Genomic DNA, 23,441 nt, shown 5'->3' with positions numbered 1-23,441 from the left:
GCAGCTCGCTCAGGATTTCTCCGTATCGCGCAGTAATGAGAATACGGCACGGGACTGCACATGTCACCGGAGACGCCGGCCGTCCCGGGGAGCGAACGCCCGCAGCGCGTCGGCGTCGCTGTTGGCCGACGTCACGTACTCCCGCGCCCACTCCTCGGCGCCGGGATAGGCGCTCCCGGCGGCGACGGCGGCCACGGCCGCCTCGACGTCGACCGGCGTGTGCCGGAGCTCGACCTGGCCGTCCCGCAGGAGCGCCCACGATCCGCCCGCGCGCCCGTACGGCATGCCGACGCTGCCGGGGTTGACGCACAACCGGCGGTCGACGAGCCGCACGAACGGCATGTGGGTGTGGCCCATCACGACCGTCGCGACGGCGGGGTCGAGCCCGCCCAGCACCTCGGCCCAGCGCTCCAGGGAGGAGTCGACGAGCACGACCTCCTCGTCGTCGCGCGGGGTGGCGTGGCAGAACACGACGCGGCCGAACCCGCGCACCGTCAGCTCGGCGGGGTACGGCAGCCCGGCGAGCAGCGCGACGTCGTCGGGCCGGAGCTGGGCCGCGGCCCAGGGCGCGATCGGATCGGGGATGTCCGTGCTCCCGCCACGGGCGAGCGAGACGAGCTCGCGGTCGGCGTTCCCGCGCACCAGCACCGCGCGTTCCCCCAGTGACCGGAGGCGGTCCAGGACCTCGACGGGCTGCGGCCCGGCGGCGTGGTCCCCGGTGACGACCACGCGGTCGGCCGCGATCACGTCCGGCTCGGCGAGCACGGCTTCCAGGACGGGGAGCACCCCGTGGATGTCCGACAGGACCGCTACCGAACCGACCTCGCTGCTCATGTGCCGACCATGGCGTGCACGGCCCGGAGGTGCCACCGGGATCTGCCGACGGCAGAAGGCAGGTATAAGTCTTGTACAGGAATCTTGCGCAATGCTTATGACCCGAGCGCAGCGGAACACCACCGCGCCCGCCCGCGTTGCTACTGACAAACGTGCTACCGCACGAAGCAGACCCTAAGGATGTGTGTCGGATGACGTTCCTCAACTCCCTCTTCGGCCCTGGTTCCGGTTCCACGAAGACCACCATGGTCGCCCCCGAGAACGCCCTCCCGGGCCGTTCCGCGCCGCTCCTGCAGAACCCTCGGCCGCACACCGTGCTGGGCTCGTCGATCACGGGACCGTGGGAGCAGGGCACGCGGGTGCTGTACCTGGCCATGGGCTGTTTCTGGGGCGCCGAGGAGATCTACTGGCAGGTTCCCGGCGTGGTGAGCACCGCTGTCGGCTACATGGGCGGGACCACGCCCAACCCGACGTACGACGAGGTCTGCACCGCGCGGACCGGCCACACCGAGACGGCGCTCGTCGCGTACGACCCGACCAAGGTCACCGAGGCCGAGCTGCTCAAGATCTTCTGGGAGCGCCACGACCCCACGCAGGGCTTCCGCCAGGGCAACGACGTCGGCACGCAGTACCGCTCGGCGCTCTACTGGACGACGCCGGAGCAGGCCGAAGCCGCCAAGGAGACCGCCCAGCGGTACGCCGAGGTGCTGAGCGCCAAGGGGTACGACGCGATCACCACGGAGATCGCGCCTGCCGCCGAGGCCGGGCCGTTCTACTACGCCGAGGACTACCACCAGCAGTACCTGTCCGACGCTAAGAACCCGAACGGCTACCGCTGCCACGCCACCACCGGCGTCCCCTTCCCGGACGCCGCCTGACCCCTGGCGGTTGTGGGCGCGACCGTTGCGGCATCGTCCCCGTCGTAGGCGCAACGGTCACGCCCACAACCACGCTCCTGCGGTGTCAGTGGCGGCCCGTAGGGTCGGTGGCATGATCCGGATGCCTGCGACCGAGCTCTCCGTCACCAATGAGGACTGGTACGCCCGCGACCTGTCCGGCGAGGACCACATGGCGACGCTGTTCGCCGACGTGGACATGACGGAGGCCTCGGGAACGGGCGCCACGTTCGACTCCTGCGTGTTCCGTGGGGTGCGCTTCAACAGCGCGCACCTCACGGAGTTCGCGTTCACGTCGTGCGTGTTCGACGGGTGCGTGTTCTTCGACGCGAAGCTGGAACGCTGCAAGCTCGTCGGGTCCCAGTTCGCCGACTGCCGGTTCGACCTGCTCAAGGTCGAGGGCGGCAACTGGTCCTTCACCGACCTGCACCGTGCCGCGCTGGCCGGCGCGCAGTTCGACGGCGTCCGCTTCCGCGAGTCGGACCTGGCCGGGATCAAGGCGACCGGTGTCGTGCTGGTCGGCTGCGACCTGTCGGGCGCGGACCTCGAACAGGCCGACCTGACCAACGCCGACCTGCGCGGCAGCGACCTGTCGACGCTCGACCCGCTCTCGGCGAACCTCACCGGCGCGGTCGTCGGCGAGGCTCAGGCGATCCTGCTCGCCGAGACGCTCGGTCTGGTGGTCCGGCCCGACTGAGCGGCCGTGAAGGGCCACGCGGGCGGTCGGTGATATCGGTTCGATCCGACGCCGCGCGCGGCCCTATGCTCGGGTCCGCTCCACATGTACCAGGTATCTGTACTAGTAGGGACGAGGATCGATGATGATCAGCCGCGAACTGACCGACTGGACCCTGACGGCCACCGGTGGCCCCGTCCCCGTGGAGCTCGCCGGGATCGAAGTCCCCGCGACCGTCCCCGGTACGAACCACACCGCCCTCCTGGAGCGCGGCCTCATCCCCGACCCGTATCTCGGCACCAACGAGACCTCGCTCGCCTGGATGAAACGATCCACGTGGCGGTACGCGACGGTCCTCGACGAACCGGCCGCGGCGGCCGACGAGCGGGTGGACCTGCTCTTCGAGGGCGTCGACACCGTCGCCGGCGTAGCGCTGGGCGGCGTCGGCCTGGGTCGCACCGCGAACATGCACCGCTCCTACCGGTACGACGTGCGGTCGCTCGTCGGAACGCCCGCCGACCTGGTGGTCGACCTCGACTCCGCGATCGAGACCGCGGAGGCTGAGGCGCAGCGCCTCGGCACCCGCCCCATGGCCTACGACCAGCCGTTCAACATGGTCCGCAAGATGGCCTGCTCCTTCGGCTGGGACTGGGGCCCGGACCTGCAGACGGCCGGCCTGTGGAAGCCCGTGCGGGTGGAGCGCTGGCGCGTGGCGCGCCTCGCCCGGGTCACCCCGCTGGCCACCGCAGTCCGGCCGGCGGCATCGGAGCGTTCGTCCGGAGCGAGCTTGCGAGCGCAGGACGAGAGCGACCAGATGACCGGGCTGGTCGACGTCCGGCTCGAGGTCGAGACGTCGGGGCTGTCCGACGTCGGGCAGCTCGTCGTCGACGTGTCTGTCGGCGACCGCGGCGTGACCACGGCGGTCTCACCCGGCTGGTCCGGCGGCGCCCTGGACGTCCAGGTGGAGGTGCCCGACGTCGACCTGTGGTGGCCGGCCGGGCACGGCGAACAGCCCCTGTACCCGATCGAGGTGACCCTCTACGAGGGCGACGGCGAGGACCGCTCCGATCCCCTCGACTCCTGGGCAGGCCGGGTCGCGTTTCGCACCGTCGAGGTGAACCGCGACCGGGACGAGCACGGCACGAGCTTCACGTTCGTCGTCAACGGCAAGCCCGTTTTCGCGCGCGGGGCCAACTGGATCCCCGACGACCACCTGCTGACCCGCATCACGCGCGAGCGCCTGGCACAGCGGGTCGACCAGGCCCTCGGCGCCAACCTCAACCTGCTGCGGGTGTGGGGCGGCGGCATCTACGAGTCGGACGACTTCTACGACGTCTGCGACGAGAAGGGGGTCATGGTCTGGCAGGACATCCTGCTGGCCTGCGCCGCCTACCCCGAGGAGGCCCCGCACTGGGCCGAGCTCGAGGCCGAGCTGCGGGAGAACGCCGCCCGACTGGCACCGCACCCCTCGCTCGTGCTGTGGAACGGTGGCAACGAGAACATCTGGGGCCACGAGGACTGGGACTGGAAGGCGCCGCTGGGCGACCTCACGTGGGGCGCCGGCTACTACTACGAGCTCTTCCCGAAGGTCCTGGCTGACGTGGACCCAACCCGTCCCTACTCGGACGGCTCGCCCTACTCCCCTGGCTTCACGCCCGACCTGATGCACCCCAACGACCCGAACCACGGCACCCACCACCAGTGGGACGTCTGGAACCGGATCGACTACTCGCACTACCGCGACGACGTGCCGCGGTTCCCGTCCGAGTTCGGCTTCCAGGGCCCGGCCACGTGGGCGACGATGCGCCGCGCCATCCTTCCCGACGGCGGTGCCGTGCCACCGGGGTTCAAGGAGTCCGAGGTGTTCCTGCTGCACCAGAAGGCCCAGTACGGCAACCTCAAGCTCGACGGAGGCATGGCCGCGCACCTGGACGTCCCGGAGGACTTCACCGACTGGCACTGGGCCACGCAGCTCAACCAGGCGCGCGCGATCCAGTACGCCGTGGAGCACTACCGCTCGTGGTGGCCGCGCACCGCGGGTGCGATCGTGTGGCAGCTCAACGACTGCTGGCCCGTGACGTCCTGGGCCGCCGTCGACGGCGACGGCCGGCGCAAGCCGCTCTGGTACGCGATGAAGCACGCGTTCGCCGACCGGATCGTGACGGTGCAGCCGCGCGGCTCCGACCTGGTCGCGGCGTTCGTGAACGACAGCGACGTGCCGTGGGCCGGGCAGGTCGAGGCGGTCCGGACCACCCTCGGTGGTGCGGTGCTGGCGACGTCGGACCTGGGCACCGGGGCGGTGACCGTCGGGCCTCGGTCGGTGACCCTGGTCCCGCTGACCGGTGACCTGGTCGCCGTCGCCGACGTGGCGAACGAGGTGCTGGTCGTGACTTTCGGCGAGGCCCGCGGGCTGCACCGGTGGGCGGAGAGCAAGGACCTCGCGCTCGATCCCGCCCCCGTGCGGACCACGGTGACGGCTCAGGACGGCGGGTACCGGGTGGCGGTGACGGCGACGTCGCTGGCGCTCGGCGTGACGGTGCTGGCCGACCGGCTCGACCCGGACGCGCGGGTGGACGAGCAGGTGATCGACCTCCCGGCGGGCGCCACGGCGGTGTTCCACGTGGCGAGCCGGGGCCTCGACCCGGAGGCGCTGGTCGCCCGCCCGGTGCTGCGCACGGAGAACGACCTGGTCCGCACGGCGCGCTAGGGTCGGCCAGATTCGATGTCGGTGGCTGCGCGTAGTGTGCGGTCCAGGGGCGGAAGGACAGCACCATGAACAGCCTTGTCGAGGATTCCAGCTGGTCGGTACTACGGCGCGACGGTGTCGCCGTCGTGCTCGCGCACCCCGAGCGGGGACTGCCGCTGGTGCTCCACTGGGGCGCTGACCTGGGCGAGCTCACGTCCGCCGATCTGTGGGGTCTCGACTCGGCGACGAGCCGGCAGACCGCGCCGGGCACGCTCGACTCGGCCTGGCGGCCGTCGCTGCTGCCGCAGGAGTCCGACGGGTGGGCGGGCCGCCCCGGCCTCCTCGTGGTGGCGGACGGCGTCCCGCTGTTCCCGCGCTGGATCGTCGACGAGGCGGAGCGCGCCACGGCGGAGCTGGCTGTCACGGCCCGGGACGCAAAGCTCGGGCTCACGCTGCGGTCGCACCTGGAGATCGGCACGGGCGGGCTGGTGCTGCTGTGGCACGAGCTCACCAACGACGGCCCGAACCCGGTGGACGTGCACTGGCTCGAGGCAACGCTGCCCGTGCCGAGGTCCGCGGACCACCTCACCCAGTTCACCGGCCGCTGGTCCCGCGAGAAGGCGCCCGTCACCACCGCCATGCCGGGCGGCAGCACGGCCCGCCAGACCCGGCGCGGGCGGTCGGGACACGACGCGCCCTGGGTGACCGTGGCGTCGTTGGGCACACCGCGCAACCGGGCCGGCGAGACGTGGGCCACCCACCTGGGGTGGAGCGCTGACGTCACCCACCGCGTGGACCACCTCACCGAGCACCCGACGCTCCTCGGGGCGGGCGAGCTGGTCCGGCCGGGCGAGATCCGGCTGGCCACGGGCGAGACGTATCGAACCCCCGTCGCGTACTTCGCGTGGTCTCCGGCCGGCCTGGACGGCGTCGCGGACCGGTTCCACACGTGGATGCGGGCGCGTCCGCAGCACGTGACCAGCCCGCGGCCCCTCGTGCTGAACACGTGGGAGGCCGTGTACTTCGACCACTCGCCGACCAAGCTGGAGCGGCTCGCCCGGCGTGCCGCGGCCGTCGGCGTGGAACGCTTCGTGCTCGACGACGGCTGGTTCCATGCCCGGCGAGACGACACCGCGGGCCTCGGCGACTGGGTGGTGGACCACGACGTGTGGCCCGACGGCCTGGACCCGCTCGCCGGCCTGGTGCACGAGCTGGGGATGCAGTTCGGGCTGTGGTTCGAGCCCGAGATGGTCAACCTCGACTCCGACCTGGCGCGCGCTCACCCGGACTGGATCCTGTCCAACCCGGCGGCGGTGCCGTCGCCGGACGGGCTCTCCTTCCGCACGCAGTACGTGCTCGACCTCGCGAACCCCGACGCCTGGGAGCACCTGCGCTCCCAGATCTCGGCTCTCGTGACGCAGCTCGGCATCGACTTCATCAAGTGGGACCACAACCGCGACCTCGTCGAGCCCGTCCACCCCGGGCCGGACGGCGTCCTGCGGCCGGGCACCCACGTGCAGACCTACGCCGCGTACGCACTGATCGCGCGACTCAAGGCTGATCATCCCGGGCTGGAGATCGAGTCGTGCTCGTCGGGCGGCGGCCGGACGGACCTGGGCATCCTCCAGTTCACCGACCGCGTGTGGGCCTCGGACTCGAACGACCCCCTGGAACGCCAGGACATCCAGCGGTGGACGTCGCTGGTGCTGCCGCCCGAGCTGATCGGTGCGCACGTGGGGCCGTCACCGACACACTCGTCGGGGCGGGCCACCGACCTGTCGTACCGGGTCGCGACGGCGCTGCAGGGGCACGCCGGGTTCGAGTGGGACCTCCTGAGCTGCACGGACGACGAGCTGGTCGCCGTCGCTGCGTACGCCGCGCTCTACAAGGAGCTCCGCTCCCTGGTGCACACCGGCACCGTCGTGCACGCCGACACGGTGGACCCGGCGCTGCGGGTCACGGGCTTCGTCTCACCCGACCGGACGGCAGGCGTGTGGACCGTCGCGACCGTGGCGTCGCCTCTGGAGGTCCTGACGGAGCGGGTCCGGCTGGACGGGCTCGACCCCGCCCTGCGATACAGCGTTCAGGTGCGCGACGAGGCGGGCTCCGCGAGGTGGAACGGCTGGGTGACCCCGGGCTGGCTGGGCAAGGACCCGATCGACCTGCCCGGTTCGGTACTGACCGGCGTCGGGCTGCAGCTGCCCACCCTGTGGCCGATGCAGGCGCTGATCGTCCAGGTGACCGCCACCACACCCGCGGAGTAACGGCAACAGATCACCCGTAGACACCGCAGAGCGGGCGCCCTGCCGGCTCCGAACCCGAGCCAGAAGCTCAAGGGAATCGGAGGCCGGCCGGACGTCCGCTCTACTTCGCGGTCACGCGGCGCGACTGGCTCAGCTGCCGAGCACGCCCTTGCGACGCAGCACGATCAGGGTCACGCCGCCGCCCACGAGGGCCAGCGCGATGAGCGTGAAGCCGATGGCGGTGCTGGCACCGGTCGAGGCGAGCACGTCGGGCTCGTCCGCGGCAGCAGAGGGGGACGGCGTGGCGGCCTCGTCAGCAGGGGCGACCGAGCCGTCCGACGGCTCGACACCCGGCTCGGTCGGCTCGTCGCCGCCAAGCTCCGACGGCACGACGCTCGGCTCGTCGCTGGGCTCCTCGCCCGGCACGGAAGGCGAGGGGGACGGCGTCGGCTCGATGACGCCGTCGGTGTACACGAGCGCATAGTGGCTGATGGCGCGGCCATTGCCGTCGCCGCCGCCCCACGGGTAGGTGATGGTCACCGAAGCGGCAGGCTCGTCGAGCTCGACGAAGTACGCGCCGCCCACGCCCTCGCCCTGCTTCACGGAGCCGGCCTTGACGCAGTAGCCGGAGATGAGCTGGCCCGCAGGCGCGTCGACGGTGACCTCCATCGGGTCACCCGTCGTGTCGATCTTGCCCGAGTCGTAGTCCTCGCAGACCTGGACCCCGTCCAGGTACTGCTCGGTGTCGGTCAGCACGGGTGCGGCGAACGCGGCAGCCGGAGAGGCCACGAGGCCGGCGACGAGGAGCGCGGAAGCTCCCAAGACGGTCATCTTGCGCACTGAGCGCTCCTTCGAAACGGGGGTTGGTCCCGTGCCCGACGTCGGGCACGACTCCCGGAGCGTAGCGACAATGTCGCAGATCGCCAATATCCCGTTATCTTACCGAAATACCTTACATGGGCTTGTGTTCCGCCCTACCGGCCTTTGCCTTTCTTCTTGCCTTTCGGCGCAGGACGGGCACCCTTGCCCCGCTGAACACCGCCGCCGCCCCGCTGGACGCCACCGCGACCGCCCGCATTCGTACCGCTGCGTCCCCCGCCGGAGCGCCCAGCGGCCCCGCCCGGGCCGCCCTTGACCGTTTTCTTCACCCCGGTTCCTGGGGTTTTCCCGGCCGATCCGGCGGCGGTGCCCTCCGTCTGCCGGGCGGCCGGCCCGCCCCGGCCGCGCGAGCTGTTGACCGTGCGCCCGCGCACGATCCCGATGAGCTCCTCGACCAGGTCGGTGGTGCGGTCGGAGGGCCACACCAGTCCCACCGGCGCCGTCGGCCCGTCCACGAGCGGGCGGTAGGTCACGTCCTTGCGGCGGTGCAGGCGCGCGAGCGACATCGGCAGCACCGCCACTCCCGCGTTCGCCGCGACCGTCGCGACGGCGTCGGCCGTGGTCGGAACGCGTTCCAGCGGGTTGCCGTCGGGGTCGGCGGGCAGGACGCCGGGGACCGGGTGCGCGGCGAAGAGGACGTCGTCCGCCGGGACCCAGACCGGATCGTCGGCGATATCGGCGCTGGACACGGCCTCCTCGTCGGCCAGCGCCGCGAGCAGGTGGTCCCGCGAGAAGCAGACCACTGAGGTCTCCTCGTAGAGCGGGATCGCGGAGAACACCTCCTTGTCCACGGGGAGCCTGCCGATGGCGGCGTCGGCGTCCCCGGCCTCCAGCGCGGGCACGACGGCGGCCGCCTCGACCTGCACCAGGTCGAGGTGCACGTCGGGCAGCCGCTCGCGCCACACGCTCGCCCACTTCCCGGGCGTCGCACCCGGCACGTAGGCGAGGCGGAAGCGGGGCCGGTCAGGATCGACGTCGGCCGTATCCTCCGCCTCGTCGACGAGGCGGTCGGCGGGGTCGCCGTCCGGTGCGGACGGTCCGACGTCGGGCAAGGGCTGGCTCACAGGCCAAGGCTACGGGCCTTGGATCGTCGGCAGCGGCCGCCGGCAACAAGCGGCGAGGATCACGCCCGCCATGGAGAGCGAGGCGGGCGTGCGCCGATACCCTGGGAACATGAGTTCCTCCTTCGCCTCGCAGCGGTTCAAGCCGTCCAACGCCGCCAAGCGACTCGGCGTCTACCTGCCTGCTACGCCGCAGGAGTTCCAGGACAACCCGATCACGCGCGCAGAGCTCGAGGAGCTGGAGACGAACCCGCCCGAGTGGCTGGCCGACCTGCGTCGCAACGGCCCGCACCCGCGGCCCGTCGTGGCGGGGCGTCTCGGCATCTCGATCGCCGGCCTGGCCCGCGGTGGCATCACCGAGCCCCTGACCACCGAGCAGATCAACGAGCTGCGCGACGACCCGCCGGAGTGGCTCGCGCAGGAGCGCGAGATCGCCGCACAGGTGCGCGCCGAGGAGGAGCGCGTCGAGGAGGCCCGCAAGGCTGCGGAGAAGAAGGCCCGCTCCGCACGGTGAGCCCCGAGGCCGACGCCGTCCTCGCCGAGCTGCGGCCCTACCCCGAGGACGGTTCGCGTGCCGACGGCCCCGTCGCGGTCGACGCGACCGACCGGCTCCTGCTCGACGAGGCCGCCGGGCTGATCGCGCGGGACCCTGACGGCGTGGTGGTGATCGGCGACCGGTTCGGCGCGCTCACTCTCGGGGCGCTGGCACTCGGCGCCCGCGACGTCCGGGTGCACCAGGATGCGATCACTGCCGAGGCAGCGCTGGACGCCAACTCCTCGCGAGCGTCTCAGACCCTGCGGGATGCGCACGCGCGGACCGCTGCGAACGCGCCCGTCCCGCGCGAACCGGGCGGGCTCTCGTTCACCGGACGCGACCAGCTGGAGCCTCCCTTGCTCGCGGGTGCGCGGCTCGTGCTGCTCCAGCTGCCGACGTCGCTGGCCGAGCTGACCGAGATCGCCGAGCACGTGGGCCGGTACGCCGACCCCTCGGTCACGCTGCTCGCGGGCGGGCGGGTCAAGCACATGACGCACGCGATGACCGACGTGCTCGGCGCCTCGTTCGCGCAGGTCGGGGCGTCGCTCGCCCGGCAGAAGTCGCGGCTGCTGATCGCGCGGGAGCCGCGGTCAGACGTCGGGCCGCTCACCTATCCCGTCGTCACCCGGCTCACCGACCGGGAGATCCTGGACGCGCTCGTCCCGCCGTCCGCCCTCCCGCCGTCCGCCCTCCCGCCGTCCGCCCCCGCAGGGCTGACCGTCGTGGCGCACGGAGCCGCGTTCGCGGGCGCCACGCTCGACCAGGGCACGCGCTTCCTCCTCGCGCAGGCCCACCGCTGGCCCGACCTGTCGCATGCCCCGTTCGCCCCGGTGACCTCCGCGCTTGGCCCGGACTACCTTGACGGACGCCCCGTCGCCGTCGACCTCGGCTGCGGTACCGGCATCCTGGCGACCGTCCTGGCGCTCCGGTTTCCCGGTGCCCACGTGCTCGCGACGGACCGGAGCGCCGCGGCCTGCGCCTCGACCGCGGCGACGCTCGCCGCGAACGGCGCCCAGGCCGCCGTCGAGCGGAGCGACGCCGGGGCCGCGCTCCCGCTCCCCGACGGCTCGGCCGACCTGGTGGTGCTCAACCCGCCGTTCCACGACCGCGCCGCGCTCAGCACGGACGCGGCGCACCGCATGTTCGCGACGGCGGGCCGCATCCTGCGCGACGGCGGCGAGCTGTGGACGGTCTTCAACACCGGGCTGCACTACCGGCGCGCGCTGGAGCGCGCCGTCGGGCCGACGGAGCACATCGCCCAGAACCCGAGGTTCACGGTGACCCGGAGTGTGCGGAAAGTACTTACGGATGGGTCAGTAAAGGGCCGTTAGCCTGGCTGGGCGCTCACCCGGGCGCACCCGCACCGGCAGCGTGACCGGTCCTGACCGGCCTGCCCCGAGCTCGAAGGAACTGTCGATGAGGACACTTCGCACCACGCTGCGCGGCGCCGCCGTCGCGACGGTCGCGGCATCGCTCGCCGCGGGAGCCGCGGTCACCGCCCTGCCGGCCACCGCGACGCCGACCGCCACCGACGAGGGCAGAGCCATGGCCAAGGCCGCCGTGACCAAGGCGGACCCGACGACCAGGTCCGAAGAGAAGGTGAAGAAGCCGAAGAAGGCCGCGGCGGACCCCGACTTCGGGCCCAACGTCACGTTCATCGACGAGACCTGGACCGCCGACCGGATCAACCAGCTCCTCGACACGGTGAACGACGAGGAGGAGTTCAGCCTCGACCGGCACCAGGTGTTCTTCGAGCCCGGCACGTACGGCAGCGCCGCGGGCCAGGACGACCCTGCCACCGCGACCGGCATCGTGAACGCCCAGGTGGGCTACTACGAGTCGATAGCGGGCCTCGGCGCGCAGCCCGGCGACGTCCTGATCAACGGCGCCCTGCACGTCGAGCCCGTCGTCGGCTGCCCGAACAACCCGTGGTCGTGCGGCGACCCGGGCTCGCTGACCCGGTTCTGGCGGTCCATGTCGAACCTGGCGTTCAACCCGATCCAGCGCCCCGTGGGCGACGACGCCGGCCTCCCCTACCCGGCCGGCGTCACGGAGCCGCACCAGATGCGCTGGGCCGTGTCCCAGGCCGCGCCGATGCGCCGCGTCGACATCCGGGGCGACCTCACGGTGTTCGGCCGGTACGGCGAGTTCGCCTCCGGCGGCTACCTCGCGAACTCGCGGGTGTCCGGCACCATCGCCACCGGCTCGCAGCAGCAGTGGTTCACCCGCAACACGGAGGTGGGCGGCTGGGACGGCGGCGTCTGGAACATGGTGTTCTCCGGCGTCCAGGGCGCTCCGGCCACCGACTTCGGGCAGGCGCTGCCGAACGATGCCAAGGGCGTCAAGACCACCCTCGACAGCACGCCGGTCAGCCGGGAGGCCCCGTTCCTGTACCGCGGCACCGACGGCGAGCTCAAGGTCTTCGTCCCGGACGCCACGACGGCCAGCCAGGGCGTGGACTGGGGCACGGACGCGGCGTCGGGCCGCTCGATCCCGATCAGCGACGTGTACGTGGCCCGCGCGGGCACCGACACCGCGGCCACGATCAACGCCGCGGTCTCCGGGGGCAAGCACCTGCTGCTCACCCCGGGCGTGTACGAGCTGGACGCGCCGATCCGGGTCGACCGGGCCCGGACCGTCGTGCTGGGCCTCGGCTACGCGTCACTCACGCCGACCGCGGGCAACGCCGCGCTCGAGATCGGCGACGTCCCGGGCGTCGTCGTCGCCGGGATCACCGTGGACGCGAACACGCCCGAGTCCGAGACCCTGGTCCGCGTCGGTACCCCTGACGGCGGTACGGGCGACGCCGCCGACCCGACCACGCTCAGCGACGTGTTCGTCCGCGTGGGCGGGCCCTGGGCCGGCAAGGCCGTCACCTCGATCGAGGTGAACAGCGACCACGCGCTGCTCGACCACATCTGGGCCTGGCGCGGGGACCACGGCCAAGGCATCGGGTGGGACACCAACACGGGCGCGCACGGCGTGGTGGTGGGCGGCGACGACGTGACCGCCACCGGACTGTTCGTGGAGCACTACCAGGAGAACCAGACGGTCTGGAACGGCGAGCGCGGGCGCACGGTCTTCTACCAGAGCGAGCTGCCGTACGACCCGCCGTCGCAGGCGGCGTGGAACGACGGCTCCCGCCTCGGCTACGCGTCCTACCGGGTGGCGGACGGCGTGACCAGCCACGAGGCGACCGGCCTCGGCATCTACTCGTTCTTCAACCAGGGCGTGGACATCCGGGCCGAGTCCGGCATCCAGGCGCCGAACACCCCGGACGTCCGGTTCCGCTCCATGACGAGCGTGTTCCTCAACGGCTCGGGCGGCCTCAACCACGTCATCAACGACACCGGCGCCCCGGCGGTGGGCAGCTTCGCGTCCCCGCAGGTGGTCAGCTACCCCTGACCCGTACCGCGAAGTAGAGCGCATGTCCGACACACGCTCTACTTCGCGGTCAGAGGGTCACTTGACGTCGACGACGTCCACCACGAAGACGAGCGTGTCGCCGCCGCCGATGCCCGCCTGCGGCACGCCGCGCGCGCCGTAGCCGTGCTCCGGCGGGATCGACAGCATCAGGCGCGAGCCGACGTTCTGGCCCACCATGCCCTTGTCCCAGCCGCCGATGACGGCGCCGACGCCGATCGGGAAGTCGATGGTGGTGCCGCGGTCGTACGAGTTGTCGAAGACGTGGCCGCCCCAGGTCTGGCCCAGGTAGTTCACCACGATGGTGCGGCCGGGCTCGACGACCGGGCCGCTGCCCTCGGCGAGCACCTGCACCTGCAGGCCGGCGGGTGCGCCACCCTCGGGGAAGGTCAGCTCCGGCTTGTCACCGAAGGTGCCGGAGGCGGTAGGAAGCGTGGTCACGAGGATTGCCTCTCGCTCGGAAGGACGCCGGATGCTCCCGACGTCGGTACCGACCCACCCTATGCGGCCACCACGGCTGCCCGCGAAGCGACGGCGACCTGACGCAGTGCCTCCAGGGCCGCGATCGCAGCCGGCGTGTGCGCGACGGCGTCCTGCAGCACCGCGTAGATCGAGCGCACCGGGGTGGGCCGCACCACGGGCACGGCGACGGTGCCGGGCGGCAGGTGGACAGCGCCCAGCTCGGGCAGCACCGTCATGCCGATCCCGGCGTCCACGAACGCGACAGCCGTCGGGTAGTCGTGCGCCTCGACGTGGAACGTGGGGCTGAACCCGGCGGCCGTGCACGCCTCCAGGAGGTTGCGGCGGCACCAGCCGCGCGCGAAGTCGTTGTCCACCCAGGACTCGTCGGCGAGCTCGGCGAGCTCGATCTCGTCCCGCCCGGCGAGGCGGTGGCCCCGCGGCAGGACGACGACGTACGGGTCGTCGAGCAGGTGGTGCGCGGTGAAGCCGCTCCCGGCGTCGAAGTCGGTCTGCGCCACGGCCACCTGCAGGTCGGCCCGGTCCTCGGTCTTGTCCGGGATCTGCTCGGACAGCTCCAGCTCCAGGCGGACGCCGGGGAACCGCGTGGTGAGCGTGCGCACGACGTCGGGCAGCCAGGCCGAGCCGACGGAGGCGAAGTAGGCCACGGACAGCGAGCCGGTCCGGCCGGCGCGCAGGTCGGCGACCATGGACTCGGCCTCGCCGAGCCGTTCGAGCACGCCGTCGGCCTGGGCGGCGAGGGCGTGGCCCGCGGCGGTGGGCCGGATGCCGCGGCCGTGCCGCGCCAGGAGCTTGAGCCCGGTCTCCCGCTGGAGCGCGGAGACGTGCTGGCTGACGGCGGACGGCGTGTAGCCGAGATTCGCCGCGGCGGCACCGATGGATCCTGAGGCGACGACGGAGCGGAAGACGCGGAGGCGATGGACATCGAGCATGGTGCCCACTGTACAGCGAGACTGAATCCAGATGAAGGAAGAATCGCTGGTGCTTCATAGTGTTCCGGGGCCACCATCGCAGCATGACGAACACCACGGCCGATAGCCGCCAGACGCCGCCCGTCGTCCCGGGCACCGTGGCGGACATGGCCCTCACCGCCGTGGCGACGCCCCCGGTCACCCACCGCCTGCTCGTCCCGGCGGCCGCCGCGGTGACCGTCGTGCTATGGGGATCGGCGTTCATCGGCATCCGGTCCGCCGGTTTCGACTACTCGCCGGGCGCGCTCGCCCTGGGCCGGATCTTCGTCGGCACGCTCGCGCTCACGGTCATCGCGGGCCTGGCCGGCAAGCTCCGGCTGCCCCGCGGCCGGACCCTGGTCGGTGTACTGGTCTGGGGCGTCCTGTGGTTCGGGCTGTACAACCTCGCTCTCAACACGGCCGAGCGCACGCTCGACGCCGGCACCGCCTCCCTCCTGGTCGGGCTCGCGCCGATCCTCGTCGCGGTGTTCGCGGGGATCACGCTCGGCGAGGGCTTCCCGGCGCGGCTCCTGGCGGGCATCGGCATAGCGTTCGCGGGCGTTGCCGGGATCGCGCTGGCCACGTCGAGCGGCGCCTCAGACGGGATAGCCGTCGTCCTCGCGCTGACCGCCGCCGTCGTCTACACCGGGAGCACGATCCTGCAGAAGCGACTGCTGCCGAAGGTCGACTCCCTGACCATGACCTGGCTCGGCTGCCTGGCCGGGACTGTCGCGTGCCTCCCGTTCACGCCGGTGCTCCTTGACGAGCTGGCCGCGGCCCCGACGTCGGCCACCCTGAGCATGGTCTACCTGGGCGTGTTCCCCACCGCCATCGCGTTCGTCACCTGGGGCTTCGCCCTCAGCCGGACGACGGCGGGCCGGCTCGCCGCGGCCACCTACGCCGCCGCGCCGCTCGCCCTGCTCATGTCGTGGGCACTGCTGGGCGAGGTCCCCGCCCCGGTCGCACTGATCGGCGGCGCCCTCTGCCTCACAGGCGTCCTGGTAGCAACGCTGAGACTCCGCTAGATCGTTGAGTGCTGGGAATTTGCGCTCTCGAAACGTTCCGAGAGCGCAAATACCCAGCACTCAACGGTCCAGCGAGGCAGCCTTGCGCTCAAGGACCGCGCGCTCCGCCGCGTTCCCGCACAGCTCCGCCGCCCGCAGGTACTCACCACGGGCCTCCGCGGCACGGCCGAGCCGCGCCAGCAGCTCGCCCCGCACGCCCGGCAGGAGGTGCGATCCCGCGAGCGCGCCCTGGTCGACCAGCCCGTCCACGACGCGCAGCCCGACGTCGGGCCCGTGCACCATCGCCACCGCCACCGCCCGGTTCAGGTCCACCACGGGCGACGGCGCTATGCGCCCCAAGGCCTCGTACAGCACGACTATCCGCTCCCAATCGGTCTCCGGCACCGACCGCGCCACCGCGTGGCACTCCGCTATCGCGGCCTGCAGGGCGTACACCCCCATGCCCGCCGGGCCGACGGCGCGGCGCAGCGCCGCCCGGCCGCGGATGATCGCCGCACGGTCCCAGCGCCGGCGGTCCTGGTCCTCCAGGAGCACCGGCTCCCCCGACGGCCCCACCCGGGCCGGGAACCGGGCCGCCGTCAGCTCCAGGAGCGCGAGCAGGCCGAACGTCTCCGGCTCGGGCGCGAGCCGGGTCAGCACGCGGGCCAGGCGCACCGCCTCGCGCGCCAGGTCGAGCCGGATCCAGTCGTCGCCCGACGTCGCCGACGAGCCCTCCGTGAAGATCACGTACAGCACACCGCGCACCGACGCGATCCGGGCGTCCCGGTCCGCGCCGTCGGGCACCTCGAACGGGACCCGCGCCGCGCCGATGGTCTTCTTCGCGCGGGTGATGCGGGCCTGCACCGTCGCCACGGGCACGAGGAAGGCCCGGGCGATCTCGTCACTCGTCAGGCCGCCCACGACGCGGAGCGTCAGCGCGATCTGCGCCTCCCTCGACAGCACGGGGTGGCAGGCCACGAACATGAGCGCGAGCACGTCGTCATCGATCCGGTCGGGGTCGAACATCGCGGGGTCAGAACCCAGCTCACCTGCGACGATGCCCGTTCCGGGCGCTGCGGGCGCACCTCCGGCGCCCGACGTCGCCTCCCCCTCGGCCAGGCCCTGCGCGAGCGCCCCGTACCGCTCGTCCCGCCCGGCCCGACGCCGGTAGGAGTCGATCGCCCGGCGCCGCGCCGTCGCGATGAGCCACGCCGCGGGATCGCGCGGCGTACCGTCGCGCGGCCAGGAGACGAGCGCCGCGGCGAGCGCCTCCTGGGCCACGTCCTCGGCGAGCTCGAAGTCGCGGGTGTAGCGGGTGAGCGCGCCGACGATGTGCGCGGACTCGATCCGCCAGACCGCCTCGACGGCCCGCCGGGCGGCGTCCTGCTCGCTCAGAGCTGGCCGGTCGACTCGCGCCACGCGCGTTCCTTCTGGATCCACTCGTTGTCCTGCGGGAACTCGTCGATCTGGGCGACCCGGCGGATCTCCGCCTTGCTGCCCGGCCCGGCCAGGGGCGCGCGCTTCGCCCATTCGACTGCCTCCTCCTGCGAGGCGACGTCGAGGATCCAGAAGCCACCGAACAGCTCCTTGGTCTCGCCGTAGGGTCCGTCGGTCACGACTGGCGGCTGGGACGAGTAGTCGACGACCACGCCCTTGGCGGCGTCGTCGAGCCCCTCGGCCGCGACGAGCACGCCGGCCTGGATCATCTCGTCGTTGAACTTGCCCATCTCGTTCATGATCGTCTCGAAGTCGATCTCCGCCGCCGCGGCCCAGGTCTCGTCCGTCGCGCGCATGATCAGCATGTACTTCGCCATGGTGGTTCTCCTGTGCTTCCGGGGGTCCTCAGTGGACCTTCTCACCCACAGGTCGAACGGGAAACCGCTCGATCGACACGACGCGGAAGTTCCTTGAAATTTCCCTGAACCGGCCGCGAGGCGGGGGTTCCGCGCGTCACACGTGCGCGGCTTGCCAGGCGCGCGGAACGTGCGGAACCCTTGTGCCTCATGACGCTCGAACCGATTGAGTCGCCGGGGGCTGATGTTGACGCTCCCACGACATCCGGCACCTCCCCCAGGCGCCCCCAGCCGCCGACGCCCACCAGCCCGGGCCCGGTGAAGGGACATACGTCGAGCGACGGCGCCTCCCCGCGTGCGTGGGACGGCCGCAGCAGGTTCCCGCACATCGGCGAGTACGGGTTTCTGTCGGACTGCGAGTCCAACGCGCTGATCGCGCCGTCGGGCAGCGTGGAGTGGATGTGCGTGCCGCGCCCCGACTCGCCCAGCATCTTCGCCAAGATCCTGGACCGCGGAGCGGGCCACTTCCGGGTGGGACCGCACGGCGTGCGCGTGCCCGTGGCACGCCGCTACCTGCCCGGCACCCTCATCCTCGAGACCACGTGGCAGACCGAGACCGGCTGGCTCGTGGTGCGCGATGCGATGCTGATGGGCCCGTGGCACGACGTCGAGGACCGCTCCCGCACGCACCGCCGCACCCCCACCGACGACGACGCCGAGCACATCCTGATGCGCACCATCAAGTGCGTGTCGGGCACGGTGGACCTCGAGGTCGTGTGCGAGCCGCGCCCGGACTACGCGCGGGACGACGTCGACTGGGAGTACGAGAACAGCGGGTACTCGTCGGTCGTGGCGCACATCGGCGAGTCCAACCCGGACCTGCACCTGCGCTCCAGCCTGCGGTTCGGGCTGGAGGGCAAGCGGGCCACCGCGCGCACCCGGATGACGGAGGGCGCCACGCACTTCGTCGCGATGTCCTGGGGCTCGCAGAGCGCGCCGACGTCCTATGCAGGCGCCCTCGACGCGATGTGGCGCACCGAGCGGTTCTGGCGCGACTGGATCACGCAGGGCCAGTTCCCCGACCACCCGTGGCGCATCTACCTCCAGCGGTCGGCGCTCACGCTGAAGGGCCTGACCTACTCCCCCACCGGCGCGCTGATCGCCGCCGCGACCACCTCCCTGCCCGAGACCCCGGGCGGGGAGCGCAACTGGGACTACCGGTACGCGTGGATCCGCGACTCGACGTTCGCGCTCTGGGGGCTGTACACCCTTGGCCTGGAACGCGAGGCGAACGACTTCTTCGCGTTCATCCAGGACGTCTGCCGCGACAACCGCCAGCTCCAGATCATGTACGGCGTGGGTGGCGAGGAGACCCTGGAGGAGTTCGAGCTGCCGCACCTGTCCGGCTACGAGGGGGCGCAGCCCGTCCGGGTCGGCAACGCCGCGTACGACCAGCGGCAGCACGACGTGTGGGGCGCGGTCCTGGACTCCGTGTGGCTGCACGCCAAGTCGCGTGAGCAGCTCCCCGAGTCGCTGTGGCCCATCCTCAAGCGGCAGGTCGAGGAGGCCGCGAAGCACTGGCACGAGCCGGACCGGGGCATCTGGGAGGTGCGCGGCGAGCCGCAGCACTTCACCAGCTCCAAGCTCATGTGCTGGGTGGCGATGGACCGGGGCGCCAAGCTGGCCCGGCTGTACGACGAGCCGGACTACGCCAAGGCGTGGCAGAAGATCGCGGACGAGATCTCCGACGACATCTGCACCAAGGGCGTGGACGACCGCGGCGTCTTCACGCAGCGCTACGGCGACCCGGCTCTCGACGCGTCGCTGCTGCTCGTGCCGCTGCTGCGGTTCCTGCCGCCGGACGACGACCGGGTCAAGGCCACGGTGCTGGCGATCGCGGACGAGCTCACCGAGGACGGCCTCGTGCTGCGGTACCGCACGGAGGAGACCGACGACGGCCTGCAGGGCGAGGAGGGCACCTTCACCATCTGCTCGTTCTGGCTCGTGTCGGCGCTGGTCGAGATCGGTGAGGTGGAGCGCGCCAAGTCGCTGTGCGAGCGGCTGCTCGGCTACGCGTCGTCGCTCAACCTCTACGCCGAGGAGATCGAGCCGGGCACCGGCAGGCACCTGGGCAACTTCCCGCAGGCGTTCACGCACCTGGCCCTGATCAACGCCGTCATGCACGTGATCAAGGCGGAGTCCGGCGACGCGGAACGGGGCTACTTCGGCGCCCCCCGCCCCATCTGACCCGCAACCCTCTCCGCGAAGTAGAGCGCTTGTCCGTCTCGCACGAGGTTCGCCTCGCCCGGGACGGACAAGCGCTCTACTTCGCGGAGAGGGTTGCACGGTCTGGCTAATAGGCGTAGCTTTCTGGCTATGACAACCAGCCAGAACGACGCGGTCAGCTTCCTTCCCCGGCCCGAGGGCAACATCGCCTACACCGACACGGGGTCGGGCCCCCTCGTGGTCGCCGTCCCGGGGATGGGCGACCTCCGGTCCACCTACGACGACGTCGTCCCCGCGCTCGTCGCCGCCGGCTACCGCGTGGTCGTCACGGACCTGCGCGGCCAGGGCGACTCCGACACCACGTTCCGGACGTACGGTGACGACGGCATCGGCTCCGACCTCATCGCTCTGGTCGAGCACCTCGACGCCGGCCCGGCGGTGCTGCTCGGCAGCTCGCTGGGCGCGTCCGCCGCCGCCTGGGCCGGCGCGGAGCGCCCCGACCTGGTGCGCGGGCTCGCGCTGCTCAGCCCACTCCTGCGCGAGCCGGGCTCCCCGGCCATGCAGAAGGTCATGGGAATCGTCTACCGGGTGCTTCTCGCCCGGCCCTGGGGTGCCGCTTTCTGGGGGTCGTACTACTCCTCGATCAGCAAGGGACGCCGCTCGTCCTGGCACGCGGAGCACGTCGCCGCCGTCCGCGGAAAGCTCAGCGAACCGGGCCGCCTGCGGTGCTTCCGCGACCTCACGCTCGCGCTCGACCACTCGGTCGTCGAGGCGCGGCTGCCTGACGTCCGGGCCCAGGCCCTCGTGATCGTCGGCGCGCTCGACCCCGACTACTCCGACCCGGCGGCCGAGCTCGCCTGGATCACCGAGACGATTGACGCCCGCGGCATCCTGCTCCCCGAGGTGGGCCACTACCCGCAGCACCAGGCGCCTGACGACGTCGTACCCGCCGTGCTCGAGTTCCTCGCGGGGCTGCCGGGCGGGCGGGACGCGGCGGACGCCCCGGCGTCCGAGGACGGCGGCAACCGTGCCTAGGGCGGGCCTGTCCCACGACGCCGTCGTGCGCCTGGCCGTCGAGGTCGTGGACGCCGGCGGGCCGAGCGGGTTCGCAGACCTCACGCTCGCGAAGGTCGCCGCGAAGGCCGGCGTCGCGGCCCCGAGCCTCTACAAGCACGTGGGTTCGCTGGCCGACCTGCGTCGCGAGGTGTCGGTCGTCGCCGTCCGCGAGCTCACGGTCGCCGCCGCCTCGGCGACCGTGGGCCGCGCCGGGGCGGACGCGCTCCACGCGCTGGCGGACGCCCTGCGCGCCTACGCCCTCGACCACCCGGGGCGGTATGCGGCGACGCAGATCGGCCCCGACCCGGACGACCCGGCTGCCGCCCCGCTGCGGGACGCGGCAGCCGACAGCGTCCAGGTGGTCGTCGCCGTCCTGCGCGGCTTCGGCCTCCCGGACGGCCGCGTGATCGACGCCGTCCGTGCGGTCCGGGCCGGTGTGCACGGCTTCGTGACGCTCGAGCTCGGGGGCGGCTTCCGGATGCGGGAGGACGTCGAACAGAGCTTCGCCGTGCTGGTGGAGATGCTCGTCGCGGGCGTCTCCGCGCTGGCCGCACCTGATGCCCTGCTCGACCGCCACACCACCACCGGGAGCCACTCATGACCACCGTCCGCTGGACCCGCGTCGCCCTGCTCGCCGCCGGTCTCCTCTTCCTGCTCTTCCCGCTGCTCCGACCGTGGCCCGACGAGACCGTCGCCAGCGCCGAGCTCGCCACCGCGTTCGCCTCCGACCGCTGGGTCCTGGCGCACCTGTCCGGGATCCTCGGCCTCGCCCTGCTCGCCCCGGCGCTGCTGGGCCTGCGTGCGGTCCTCGCCGACGCCGGTGCTGCCGGCGTCGGGCCTGACGCAGCGGGGCGCGGGCTCAGCGCTCCGCGGCGCGGGCTCGGCGCCGTGACCTGGGCGCTCATCACCGCCTGGGCAGGCGCCGGATGCGCCGCGCTCTACTTCGGCGCGGAGATCTTCGGCATCCGCACCATCGCCCAGGCTGCCCTGCGGGACGACGACCTCGGGCTGCTCGCCGACATCGAGGTGCTGCGCATGCAGCCGTGGGCCGTCGCCCTGTTCGCCACGGGACTCCTGCTGCTGGCGGTGTCCGGGGTGCTGATCGCGGTCGCGCTGTGGCGGTCCGGCGCGGGGCAGCCCGGCTTGTTGCGGTCCGGCGCAGGTGCGAGGTGGGCCGGCATTCCGCTGGGGCTCGGCCTGGTGCTCCTGCTCCCCCAGTTCTTCGGCGGGCCGGAGCTGCGGATCACGCACGGCTTCCTCGTCGCGGCGGGCTGCCTGCTGATCGCCGCGACAGTGCGCGACGGCGGTGGCGTCGAACCGCAGGTACCGCGCCCATCGCGGCCCGCGGCGACGTCGAACCGAGAGGTGTGAGTCCTGGTGGCGTCGAACCGCAAGGAGCACGTCCACCGAGCCCCCTGTGGACTCGTAAGCTTCGCCTGGGTGACTGCGTTGACGCACAGATTGCGGTTCGGCGTGGCAGCGGCGACTCCGGAGACACGCAAGTTGCGGTCCGGCGTGCCAACCGGAACGTGGGCGGCAACGCACGCCACAGACTGTGGACATGACAGAGGCGTGAGCCCCGTCCGGGACTCACGCCTCTGTCATGCGGGACTCACGCCTCTGTCATGCCGCCGGCGGAACGCTAGTCGCGGGCGAAGCTGCTGATGATCGCCGCGAGGCGCAGCAGCTCGATGTAGAGCCAGATCAGCGTCACCAGCAGGCCGAAGGCCGCCGACCACGCCATCTTGGCGGGCACGCCCGCCTCGACGCCACGCTTGATGGAGTCGAAGTCGACGATGAGCGACGCGGCCGCGAGGCCGACGGCGACGAGGCCGACGATGATGCCGATCGGACCGCCGCGCAGACCGAACTCGCCGCCCACGACGCCCGTGAGCATGAGCACGAAGTTCAGCAGGCTGAACAGCGCGTACCCGATCAGGGCGAACATCAGCCAGCGCGTGAACTTGGGCGTCACGCGGACCCTGCCGCTCCGGAACAGGAACAGGCTCACCGCGAACACGGAGATCGTGCCGAGCACGGCCTGCGTGACGGCGCCGTCGTACAGCGAGTTGAACATGAACGAGATCGCGCCGAGGAACGCACCCTCGAACACCGTGTACGCCACGATGAGGGCCGGGCTCGGGTTTCTCTTGAACGCGTTGACCAGGCCGAGGACCAGGCCACCGATGGCGCCGACGAGCATGACCGGCCCAAGCATGGCCGGTGGCACCAGCGTCCACGTCGCCGCGGCCACCACGACCAGGAGGGCGAGCAGCCCACCGGTCTTGATGATCACGTCGTCGTAGGTCAGTCGCTTGGTGTCCGCCGTCGTGGCGGACGGCGACTGGTACATCGCGTCGAGCTGCGACGCGTCCATCGCCTGCTGACCCCCGGCGCCGTACTGGCCGGCCTGCGGCGGAGTGCCATATGCGGGAGTCTGGTTGGGGTAGGTGGCGGTGCCGCCACGGCGTGCACCGGCCGCACCGGTACGTCGGGGCTCACCGAAGACGTCGCTTCTCGAAAAGACGGGGTTGCTCATCTGCTCCTCCTGGTCTGTCGGACCATCCTAGGGAACGCCGGGAGGGTCCCAGTAGTTCCCGGGTCATACCTTCGGATGAAGTGCGTCCGCCCAAGGGATGATCAGGGCCGGTAATGGGTGCGGCGGGCGCCGTCGGCTCCCTAGTCTCGTAGTGATCAGT

General features: G+C 72.0%; 20 protein-coding genes. 12 read left to right on the top strand and 8 right to left on the bottom strand.

Going from position 1 to position 23,441, the window contains the following annotated elements:
• Nucleotides 1–63: 63 nt before the first annotated feature.
• Nucleotides 64–834: a metallophosphoesterase family protein gene (locus ACFT2C_RS21110; RefSeq protein WP_377209044.1), complete on the bottom strand. Its 771-nt coding sequence runs from the start codon at nt 832–834 to the stop codon at nt 64–66.
• A gap of 191 nt (nt 835–1,025) precedes the next feature.
• Between ACFT2C_RS21110 and msrA the strand changes: the two genes are divergently transcribed.
• From msrA to ACFT2C_RS21090, 4 genes are all read left to right on the top strand, one after another.
• Entirely contained in the window at nt 1,026–1,712 is a 687-nt protein-coding gene (msrA, locus tag ACFT2C_RS21105; protein ID WP_377209043.1) for a peptide-methionine (S)-S-oxide reductase MsrA, read from the top strand.
• Nucleotides 1,713–1,824: 112 nt separating this feature from the next.
• Nucleotides 1,825–2,427 carry a pentapeptide repeat-containing protein gene (locus tag ACFT2C_RS21100; RefSeq protein ID WP_377209042.1) on the top strand — a complete coding sequence of 201 codons (603 nt, stop codon included), beginning with the start codon at nt 1,825–1,827 and terminating at the stop codon, nt 2,425–2,427.
• 124 nt (nt 2,428–2,551) lie between these two features.
• Nucleotides 2,552–5,113, top strand: coding sequence for a glycoside hydrolase family 2 protein (locus ACFT2C_RS21095; protein WP_377209041.1), 2,562 nt, complete (start codon nt 2,552–2,554; stop codon nt 5,111–5,113).
• A 65-nt stretch (nt 5,114–5,178) separates the two neighbouring features.
• Nucleotides 5,179–7,356 (top strand): alpha-galactosidase, encoded by a 2,178-nt coding sequence (locus ACFT2C_RS21090; RefSeq protein ID WP_377209040.1) that lies wholly within the window; start codon nt 5,179–5,181, stop codon nt 7,354–7,356.
• A gap of 129 nt (nt 7,357–7,485) precedes the next feature.
• Here ACFT2C_RS21090 and ACFT2C_RS21085 read toward each other — a convergent pair whose 3' ends face one another.
• Nucleotides 7,486–8,175 carry an LPXTG cell wall anchor domain-containing protein gene (locus ACFT2C_RS21085; RefSeq protein ID WP_377209039.1) on the bottom strand — a complete coding sequence of 230 codons (690 nt, stop codon included), beginning with the start codon at nt 8,173–8,175 and terminating at the stop codon, nt 7,486–7,488.
• A gap of 134 nt (nt 8,176–8,309) precedes the next feature.
• On the bottom strand, nt 8,310–9,278 hold the full coding sequence (locus ACFT2C_RS21080; protein ID WP_377209038.1) for a LysR substrate-binding domain-containing protein: 969 nt from the start codon (nt 9,276–9,278) through the stop codon (nt 8,310–8,312).
• Nucleotides 9,279–9,387: 109 nt separating this feature from the next.
• Between ACFT2C_RS21080 and ACFT2C_RS21075 the strand changes: the two genes are divergently transcribed.
• From ACFT2C_RS21075 to ACFT2C_RS21065, 3 genes are all read left to right on the top strand, one after another.
• Complete coding sequence (locus ACFT2C_RS21075) at nt 9,388–9,789, top strand: DUF5997 family protein (RefSeq protein ID WP_377209037.1); 402 nt, start codon at nt 9,388–9,390, stop codon at nt 9,787–9,789.
• Nucleotides 9,786–11,141 carry a class I SAM-dependent methyltransferase gene (locus tag ACFT2C_RS21070; RefSeq protein WP_377209036.1) on the top strand — a complete coding sequence of 452 codons (1,356 nt, stop codon included), beginning with the start codon at nt 9,786–9,788 and terminating at the stop codon, nt 11,139–11,141. The genes ACFT2C_RS21075 and ACFT2C_RS21070 overlap by 4 nt, the downstream gene beginning before the upstream one ends.
• A gap of 85 nt (nt 11,142–11,226) precedes the next feature.
• Complete coding sequence (locus ACFT2C_RS21065) at nt 11,227–13,215, top strand: adenylyl cyclase (RefSeq protein WP_377209035.1); 1,989 nt, start codon at nt 11,227–11,229, stop codon at nt 13,213–13,215.
• A gap of 57 nt (nt 13,216–13,272) precedes the next feature.
• Here ACFT2C_RS21065 and ACFT2C_RS21060 read toward each other — a convergent pair whose 3' ends face one another.
• Together ACFT2C_RS21060 and ACFT2C_RS21055 are read right to left on the bottom strand one after the other, a co-directional pair.
• The gene (locus ACFT2C_RS21060; protein WP_377209034.1) at nt 13,273–13,674 is read right to left on the bottom strand and encodes an FKBP-type peptidyl-prolyl cis-trans isomerase; all 402 of its coding nucleotides are present in this window, start codon (nt 13,672–13,674) and stop codon (nt 13,273–13,275) included.
• A 59-nt stretch (nt 13,675–13,733) separates the two neighbouring features.
• Complete coding sequence (locus tag ACFT2C_RS21055) at nt 13,734–14,645, bottom strand: LysR family transcriptional regulator (protein ID WP_377209033.1); 912 nt, start codon at nt 14,643–14,645, stop codon at nt 13,734–13,736.
• An 83-nt stretch (nt 14,646–14,728) separates the two neighbouring features.
• Here ACFT2C_RS21055 and ACFT2C_RS21050 point away from each other — a divergent pair, with 83 nt between their 5' ends.
• Entirely contained in the window at nt 14,729–15,688 is a 960-nt protein-coding gene (locus tag ACFT2C_RS21050; RefSeq protein WP_377209032.1) for a DMT family transporter, read from the top strand.
• Between the two features lie 60 nt (nt 15,689–15,748).
• On the opposite strand, the gene ACFT2C_RS21045 is transcribed toward ACFT2C_RS21050, so the two are convergent.
• Both ACFT2C_RS21045 and ACFT2C_RS21040 read right to left on the bottom strand, forming a co-directional pair.
• The gene (locus ACFT2C_RS21045; protein ID WP_377209031.1) at nt 15,749–17,086 is read right to left on the bottom strand and encodes an RNA polymerase sigma factor; all 1,338 of its coding nucleotides are present in this window, start codon (nt 17,084–17,086) and stop codon (nt 15,749–15,751) included.
• Nucleotides 17,059–17,481, bottom strand: a complete 423-nt coding sequence (locus tag ACFT2C_RS21040; protein WP_377209030.1) for a YciI family protein — start codon at nt 17,479–17,481, stop codon at nt 17,059–17,061. The genes ACFT2C_RS21045 and ACFT2C_RS21040 overlap by 28 nt, the downstream gene beginning before the upstream one ends.
• A gap of 297 nt (nt 17,482–17,778) precedes the next feature.
• Between ACFT2C_RS21040 and ACFT2C_RS21035 the strand changes: the two genes are divergently transcribed.
• From ACFT2C_RS21035 to ACFT2C_RS21020, 4 genes are all read left to right on the top strand, one after another.
• Entirely contained in the window at nt 17,779–19,707 is a 1,929-nt protein-coding gene (locus tag ACFT2C_RS21035; protein WP_377209029.1) for a glycoside hydrolase family 15 protein, read from the top strand.
• A 129-nt stretch (nt 19,708–19,836) separates the two neighbouring features.
• Nucleotides 19,837–20,721 (top strand): alpha/beta fold hydrolase, encoded by an 885-nt coding sequence (locus ACFT2C_RS21030; protein WP_377209028.1) that lies wholly within the window; start codon nt 19,837–19,839, stop codon nt 20,719–20,721.
• Nucleotides 20,714–21,343, top strand: a complete 630-nt coding sequence (locus ACFT2C_RS21025; protein ID WP_377209027.1) for a TetR-like C-terminal domain-containing protein — start codon at nt 20,714–20,716, stop codon at nt 21,341–21,343. Before ACFT2C_RS21030 ends, ACFT2C_RS21025 begins: the two co-directional genes overlap by 8 nt.
• A complete protein-coding gene (locus ACFT2C_RS21020; protein WP_377209026.1) occupies nt 21,340–22,113 on the top strand; it encodes a hypothetical protein in 774 nt (257 codons plus the stop codon). Before ACFT2C_RS21025 ends, ACFT2C_RS21020 begins: the two co-directional genes overlap by 4 nt.
• 271 nt (nt 22,114–22,384) lie before the next feature.
• Here ACFT2C_RS21020 and ACFT2C_RS21015 read toward each other — a convergent pair whose 3' ends face one another.
• Nucleotides 22,385–23,281: a Bax inhibitor-1/YccA family protein gene (locus ACFT2C_RS21015; RefSeq protein WP_377209025.1), complete on the bottom strand. Its 897-nt coding sequence runs from the start codon at nt 23,279–23,281 to the stop codon at nt 22,385–22,387.
• Between the last annotated feature and the right edge of the window lie 160 nt (nt 23,282–23,441).

The sequence above is a fragment of the Promicromonospora sp. NPDC057138 genome, assembly GCF_042670845.1.
Taxonomy (GTDB): Bacteria; Actinomycetota; Actinomycetes; order Actinomycetales; family Cellulomonadaceae; genus Promicromonospora.
The sequence above is the reverse complement of the archived record's forward strand: the minus strand, read 5'-3'. Positions and strand labels throughout refer to the sequence as shown.